The sequence below is a fragment of the Glycomyces niveus genome (assembly GCF_017592475.1).
GTDB lineage: Bacteria > Actinomycetota > Actinomycetes > Mycobacteriales > Micromonosporaceae > Glycomyces > Glycomyces niveus.
Genome location: NZ_JAGFNP010000007.1, coordinates 247,689 through 254,241, shown reverse-complemented (window position 1 = coordinate 254,241; position 6,553 = coordinate 247,689). Strand labels below are relative to the sequence as shown.

7 protein-coding genes are annotated in these 6,553 nt (G+C 66.0%); 4 read left to right on the top strand and 3 right to left on the bottom strand.

Translation table 11 applies throughout. The features are described 5' to 3' along the window. Positions 1 to 682 precede the first annotated feature (682 nt). Positions 683 to 934 (bottom strand): DUF397 domain-containing protein, encoded by a 252-nt coding sequence (locus J5V16_RS14805; protein WP_208497130.1) that lies wholly within the window; start codon positions 932 to 934, stop codon positions 683 to 685. Then, complete coding sequence (locus J5V16_RS14800) at positions 888 to 1,736, bottom strand: Scr1 family TA system antitoxin-like transcriptional regulator (protein WP_208497128.1); 849 nt, start codon at positions 1,734 to 1,736, stop codon at positions 888 to 890. Before J5V16_RS14800 ends, J5V16_RS14805 begins: the two co-directional genes overlap by 47 nt. Positions 1,737 to 2,299: 563 nt before the next feature. Here J5V16_RS14800 and J5V16_RS14795 point away from each other — a divergent pair. From J5V16_RS14795 to J5V16_RS14785, 3 genes are all read left to right on the top strand, one after another. Beyond that, on the top strand, positions 2,300 to 2,635 hold the full coding sequence (locus J5V16_RS14795) for a hypothetical protein (RefSeq protein ID WP_208497126.1): 336 nt from the start codon (positions 2,300 to 2,302) through the stop codon (positions 2,633 to 2,635). 146 nt (positions 2,636 to 2,781) lie between these two features. Further along, positions 2,782 to 3,543, top strand: coding sequence for a hypothetical protein (locus tag J5V16_RS14790; protein WP_208497123.1), 762 nt, complete (start codon positions 2,782 to 2,784; stop codon positions 3,541 to 3,543). Continuing rightward, positions 3,543 to 4,001 (top strand): hypothetical protein, encoded by a 459-nt coding sequence (locus J5V16_RS14785; protein ID WP_208497121.1) that lies wholly within the window; start codon positions 3,543 to 3,545, stop codon positions 3,999 to 4,001. Before J5V16_RS14790 ends, J5V16_RS14785 begins: the two co-directional genes overlap by 1 nt. 166 nt (positions 4,002 to 4,167) lie before the next feature. Here the strand turns inward: J5V16_RS14785 and J5V16_RS14780 are convergent, their stop codons facing one another. Next, positions 4,168 to 5,289: a hypothetical protein gene (locus tag J5V16_RS14780; RefSeq protein WP_208497119.1), complete on the bottom strand. Its 1,122-nt coding sequence runs from the start codon at positions 5,287 to 5,289 to the stop codon at positions 4,168 to 4,170. Positions 5,290 to 5,566: 277 nt separating this feature from the next. Between J5V16_RS14780 and J5V16_RS14775 the strand changes: the two genes are divergently transcribed. Next, on the top strand, positions 5,567 to 6,538 hold the full coding sequence (locus J5V16_RS14775) for an MBL fold metallo-hydrolase (protein WP_307792972.1): 972 nt from the start codon (positions 5,567 to 5,569) through the stop codon (positions 6,536 to 6,538). Positions 6,539 to 6,553: the final 15 nt, after the last annotated feature.

Genomic DNA, 6,553 nt, shown 5'->3' with positions numbered 1-6,553 from the left:
ATGCCCAAAGCCGGAAACCGAGCCCGCCTCACACCCTCCCGTCGCTGCCCGCCTGAACCGCAACCCATTCCAGGCGGGCAGCCGAGGTCGCGCCCAAAGGCAATGGGACCTCGTTGTCGCCGCCCGCCTGAACCGCAAGCCATTCCTGGCGGGGAGCCGAGGTCCGGCCCAAGCGGAATGGGACCTCGTTGTCGCTGCCCGCCTGAACCGCAACCTATTCCTGGCGGGCAGCCGAGGTCGCGCCCAAAGGCAATGGGACCTCGTTGTCGCTGCCCGCCTGGACCGCAGGCTCCGCCTACCGGGCAGCCGATGATCCGACCCGAGAACGCTCAGACCTCTTTGTCGCCGCCTGATTGAACCCTGGACACGCCCCGCCAGAGAGCCGGAGAGCGACCCGCGCCCTGCTGCCACCTGGTTGTCGCTGCCCGATTGAACCCCGAACTCAGCTGGCCAGGAAGCCGGGAAGCGATCCGAGCCCAGCCGCCACCTGTTGTCGCTGCCTGATTGAACCCCGTGGCGATCGCTCCGGGCACCCGGAAATCGGCCAGGACTGTATGAGGCCTTGTTGTCGCCCTGCGGTTCCGCACTCTCAATCGCATTCGAAGGCGCTACCTGATGGCGCCAAAAGAGAGCGGCCGTGTTGATGCACCGACACGGCCGACTCCGAACGTTGAACGAGGTCTCAGCGAGCGTGGCCCAGGAGGCTTGTCAGGTCGCCGAGCGTGAGGGCAAAGACCGGGGAGGCATCGCCGAGCTTGGAGTCGCGGACATGGAACCCGTCGCCTTCCGGGCACGCGGCCAGCTCAACACAGTTGGAGTTGTTGTCACTGCCGCTGCGGCTGCTCTTACGCCAGGCACGGCGAAGCTCGACGCAGTTGGAGTTGTTGTCAACTCCGCTGCGGCTGCTCTTGCGCCAGGCGGTCACGTCGGTCATCCAAAAACTCCCTCAACGGTATCGATTTGCCCCAGAGGATCTGCCAGAGTTCATCGTAACGCGCGATCCGCTCGGCCTCCTCGATGCACCAGCTGACATCCCACACCTCCGTGTAAACGAATGGCGGGCTGCCGAAATCGGCGCCGCCGGGCTTGTAGATGTCGAACGCGTTGGCACCCTCCGGGAAGAAGGAATCTATGATGCGGATTTGCCAGTTGAGGCGGGAATCGAGTTCCCCCAATCGATCGATCTGCTCTGCGCGCGCCGCCTTCGTGAGGTGACACAGGCTGTCGAGCGCTGGAGCGGCGATGAGGAGAGTCACCTGCGGGTTGTCGGTGCGCCGGAGGAGGGCTTCCTGCCGATCCTTCTTGAACGCCCAACCTCTGTTCGCCTGTTCATCCGTGCCGTTTGAGGCAACCTTCACGAAATCGAAATGGTAAGCGCGCGTCTGGGCGATCCCCGGGATCAGGTGGGTCTCCCACTTGAAGATTTCTCCATTCGACCGCTCGGCCATGCTCAGACAGAGCGCGTTGAAGCGTCGGTCGGCCTGGAAGTTCTGTTCGTGTTCGTTCTCCGCGATCTGCATCATGTACGACTTGAGTTCGGCATCCATACCGAGCTGGTCAGCGAGCCGATACATCTGGTTCGGGTCAGGGCACTTCTCGCCTCGCTCCCATTTGGCGGCGGTCTGGTAGGTACGTGAGACAAGCCTGCCGATATCGGTCTGGCTGAGCTTCCTCTTAAGCCGGCGCTCCCGGATCTCTCTCCCCGGGAGCCATTTCGCGAGCTTCGATGACGGCACGGTGGGTTGCCTCCTACCTCAGCGGATTTCAATGCTGACCTCCAATGATGACATTGCGTTGCGACACGGTAAAAATCTGTCGCGGGAGGGCATCCGCAAACCATCACTACAAAATAGGCCCTCAAAATTCGCTACCAGGCTCTCCATATTTGCGACTCCCCAAGGGAACTGCCTGTTCAGAGGCTTGCTGACTCCGTAGGCTGAAGGAGTCCCGAGGCTTGGCCATAGGCCTCGGCACGGTGGGAGAGTCCGACGCCCGCTGGGCGCCAGCCATTGCGGTGGGCGTCGGACCAAAACTGTCGAGCATCTGACAGAGTCCGAAGTGGAGTGATATGAGATGGCCGACACGATTCGAACCGCAGCCGCCCAATCGCCGGAGCCTTTCGACCCGCTGCTGCGCGGCCAATTCACCGATGGGCGAACGAACTTCGCCGTCCGGAAGGTGTGGCTGGAGGACACCGCCTTCCGCCACTTCTACCGGGTCGCACGACCCTCTCCATACCCGAGGGGCCGCAACGGCGAGGCCGCCTCGGCGAGTCACCGCGAAGGGGTTCGGTTCTGCGATGGATAGCCCGACCACGCGAGCGAAGGACCCGAAGGACCGGTACAACCTCCGCTCAGACGGCGAGCCCGCCATTCACGGCCACCTCGGGTGGTTCCGGCGCGGACCTGCCGTGTTCACGCTGTATGAGATCCCGGCGGATCAGTCCTGCTACCCGAACACTCCGGCCTTCTACCTACTCGACTGCGACGACGGCGTCGGCCCGCACGAGGTGTGTCGCATCGAATCTGACGCCATGGATGAGCCGATATGGAACGGCGCGTGGAAGAACGACGAGTGGTGCCCGTGGCTGCTCAAGCGAATGCGCGCCCTTATCGCCGCCCCATTGGAAACTTGAGACCCTTTTCTCCCGGCAGGCCGGTCGACCTTGGTGGAGGTCGACCGGCCCAAAGCCATTCTTCAATGCGCCTCAACGACACAGGCGGGTTGAAATCAGACTGGATCCGATTTATCCTGACTAGACCCCTCCCGTAAGGAGCTCCGGTGTCGAGTATCGAAGAAGCTTTAGTATCTGTCGCGACCAACGCCGAAAGCGCGCGTGAACTCGCCGGCAGCATCACCTCCTCCAAAGACCTCATCGACACACTCGCAGCGCGACTCGACTCCATCGGAGCGGAGGCCACCGCGCAACGCGCGCACGCGACCGGTGACCGCGCCGAAGAACTCGCCGGGCGCGCCAATGCGCTGGCCGACGCGCTCGATTCCCTTCGGCAGCAGGTCGATGCACTCAAGGGTTTACTCGCGGGCGCCATTCGCGGGGGCGCCGGGAATCCGAGTTGGAACCGCCTGGTGGGCACTGCGTCCGCGCAGGAGCCCTTGCCGCTCAATGGACCGGTCGCCTCAGTTGCGCCGAACGGCATCAGCAAGCGGCACTTCCTCGGGAAGATCCAAATGAAGAGCCCGGCCAAGGAGCAGAACACGGTCGTGCTGCCCGGCGTTGACACTGACGCGGACATCGCCGAGATCTGGAGCGGCCGGGCTACATACGTGCGTGACAATTTGTACACGGTCAACGACCGTACGTACGGCGTCAAGCCCACGGGGACCGTCTATCCCGTGCGCGGCAAGGGGTTCGCAGAGCTGAACAAGCTCGAGTACACCGCACTAAAAGGGTTGAAGGAACACCAGGGAGACCGGGAAGCGGCCGAGCGAGACCCGCGAATCGCCCGATTTGCCCACCACATGACGGATAAAACGTGGGAAACTGCACGAAACGTGTTCAATCAGGGACAGGAGCGGGCCTGATGCGCGACTACACGATCGTGTTCATAGAACCGGTGGACCTCGGCCTCCTTGCCGCAGAAGTCGCCGACGCCTTCGCGATTCCCCGCGATCAGATCGAGGTCTGGGACGGCAGCGCCTTCGCCGCTCCCGTGGTCGAACCAGTCCTCGCCCAGGTCGCCGCCGGTTCGGAGCAGGGCTCGTATGCGGAGTTCGTCGGCTTCGACGCGTTCGCTTCACACGCGGGCGAACCCGAACTCCTCGATGTGGCCGTCAAGCTCGCCACGAGAACGAAGCGCCGGGTCCTGTTCGGGCCGGAGACGGCAGAGGAGTTCCGCTGGACCCTCGTCGCCGCCGACGGCAGCCACGGCAAAGTCGTGCTCGACGACGACCGGTTCGACGACGGCGAGATCGCGATAGTCGGCACCGTCGAACCCATAGACGGCGCACCCGAACTGCCGCGCGTACCCGAGTCGATCTGAGCCTTGGACCTGAGCCCTGGACCTGAGCCCAGCCATTACCCTCGGCCTTGCCTTGCCTTGCCTTGCCTTGCCTTGCCTTGCGGCGCAACGGCAACCGCAACCGCAACCGCAATGGGCCTAGTACCGGCACCGGCAGGCAACGGCATTGGCATCGGCTGCGGTGCGGCTACTTCCCGGCGAGGTACTCCTGGGCGTTGGCCAGGTACTCCTCGATCCGCTGCTCCCAGGCGTACACCTCGGCCTCACGGTCGATGACCTTCGCGACGCTCATGCGCGCCCAGGCCTCGTCGGTGCCTTCACGCAAGCCGGCCTCCTCGGCGCACTGGGCGAAGTCGAGGGCCATGGCGAACTCGTAGGCGACCGGGTCCTCGGCGTCCTCGGCCTCGTCGGTGAGGGGCGGTACGTTCTCCATGCCCCCGACGCCGCCGCCGTACAGCTGGTCCAAGTAGGACCGGGTCGGCAGCCACCCGAAGTCGTCGAACTCCCATTCGCCGTGCCCGCGTTCGCCGACGCAGACGAGGAAGTCCTCCTCCTGCTCGGCGTAGTCGGCCGAGAGTTCGGCGTACAGCTCGCCGTCGCCGATCCACGTGAGCGGGCTCTCCGTGTCGGGCTTGCTCCAGTACTCATCGCCCTCGACCTCGTGGTGGACCGGTTCGCCATAGACGATCTCGATCGTCTCCAGCTCGCAGCCGCCGAAGGGCGGCTGCTCGCCGACGTCGATGTCCTCGTACTCCGCGTCGGAGTCGGCCTCCTCGAACGCCTCCGACATGGCCGCGTCGTAGGCGGCGCGCTCGGCGCCGACGAACGCCGCGGTCCACTCCTCGTGGTACTCCTCGCCCATCGCCTGCCACTCCTCATAGGAGTCGTCCTCGGCCTCGGCCTCCAAGAGCCAGCCCATGTCGTCGGCGGTGAAGGCCAGGTAGTCGACGTCCTCGCGCATCGCGAGGGCCGCATCGGTGTCCGTGGCCTGCACCCAGGTGCCGAAGCCGAACTTCTCGGCCTGCGCGACCGTGGGGATGCGCGCGTAGGGGGCGTCGAACCCCTCGAAGCGGTTCGGGATCATGTTGCCGTGCAGGCGGCTCGTGTCGTGCACCGTGAACCCCTCGTCCTGCATGCACATGCTCGCGACCCGCGTCTCGGCCTGCGTCAGCTCCCAGGCCAGCGTGGAGCCGTTCACGAGGCTCGCTTCGATCGCGGCGACGTCCGCTTCGGTGACTTCGGGCTCCGGTTCGCTGCAGGCGGAGAGGACGAGCGCTCCGGCGAGCGCGGGTATGAGGAGGCGACGCATCGACCTTGCTTTCTGCGGGGCGGCGGGAACGCATGGAATACGCCGTTGCCGCGGGGCGGGGTTGCCCGGGTTCACGGGGTTTCTGCCGTCTCGTTCCCTGCGGGTGGAGGCGGGGCTCCGACCGGGGTCGGATTCGCCCTGCCACTTTGGTCGAGACTACTTGGGGCGCAGTTCGTCCGCGAAGTCGAGGTGCGGCGGCGCGGGGCCGGTGAGACTGGGTCTCCGCATCCGCGGGCCGGTCCGGCACCGTGGGGATGCGGAGTCGATCGGAGTCGCCGTGACCGTTGCAAGCCGCCGTTCCGTGCTCGCCGCCGGGGCGTTGAGTACGCTCGCCGCCGGGGCCGCCGCGTTCCATGCGCGGCCCGCGCACGCCGAGGAGGAGACCATGTCGCAGGTGAGGTTCCGTCCGGGCGGGTGCGTGCCGGACCTGGAGGCCGACTGGCACGCGGGCTGGCCGTCGCCCAAGCACGATCCGGCCCCGGAGATCCAGTCGCACCACGCCGACGAGCACACGGTGATCATGCGCCAGAACAAGTCGGTGAACTACGAAGCGCCGTTCATGTTCCTGCTGTTCGGGAATGACGCGGCGCTGCTCGTCGACACCGGGGCGACGCCAGAACCGGAGTACTTCCCGCTGCGTACGGTAGTGGACGCGCATCTCGCGGACTGGCTCGCGAAGCATCCGCGGCGCGGGTACCGGCTGATCGTCGCGCATACGCACGGGCACGGCGACCACAAGGCCGCCGACGCGCAATTCGCGGACCGGCCGGACACCACTGTGGTCGGTCCGGGTCTCGATGCGGTCAAGGCGTTCTACGGGTTCGCGGACTGGCCCGCGACGCCGCGGAAGCTCGACCTGGGCGGGCGCGTGGTCGACGTCGTGCCGGGGCCGGGCCACCACGCCTCGGCGACGGTGTTCTACGACCGGTGGACACAGCTGCTGCTGACCGGCGACACCTTCTACCCGGGCCGCCTGTACGTGCAGGACTGGGATGCCTTCGCAGCCACTGTGGACCGACTGGTGGCCTGGTGCGACGAGCACCCGGTCTCGCACCTGCTCGGGTGCCACGTCGAGATGTCGGTCCAACCCGACGTCGACTACCCGCGCGGGTGGACGTACCAGCCCGACGAGGCGGCGCTGCCGATGCGGGTCCCACAGCTTCGGGCGCTGCAAGAGGCCGTGCGCGAGATCGGCGGGGTGCCCGGCATCCACAAGTACGACGACTTCCACGTCTGGTACCAGGTCTGACCCGGCCGCTGCACC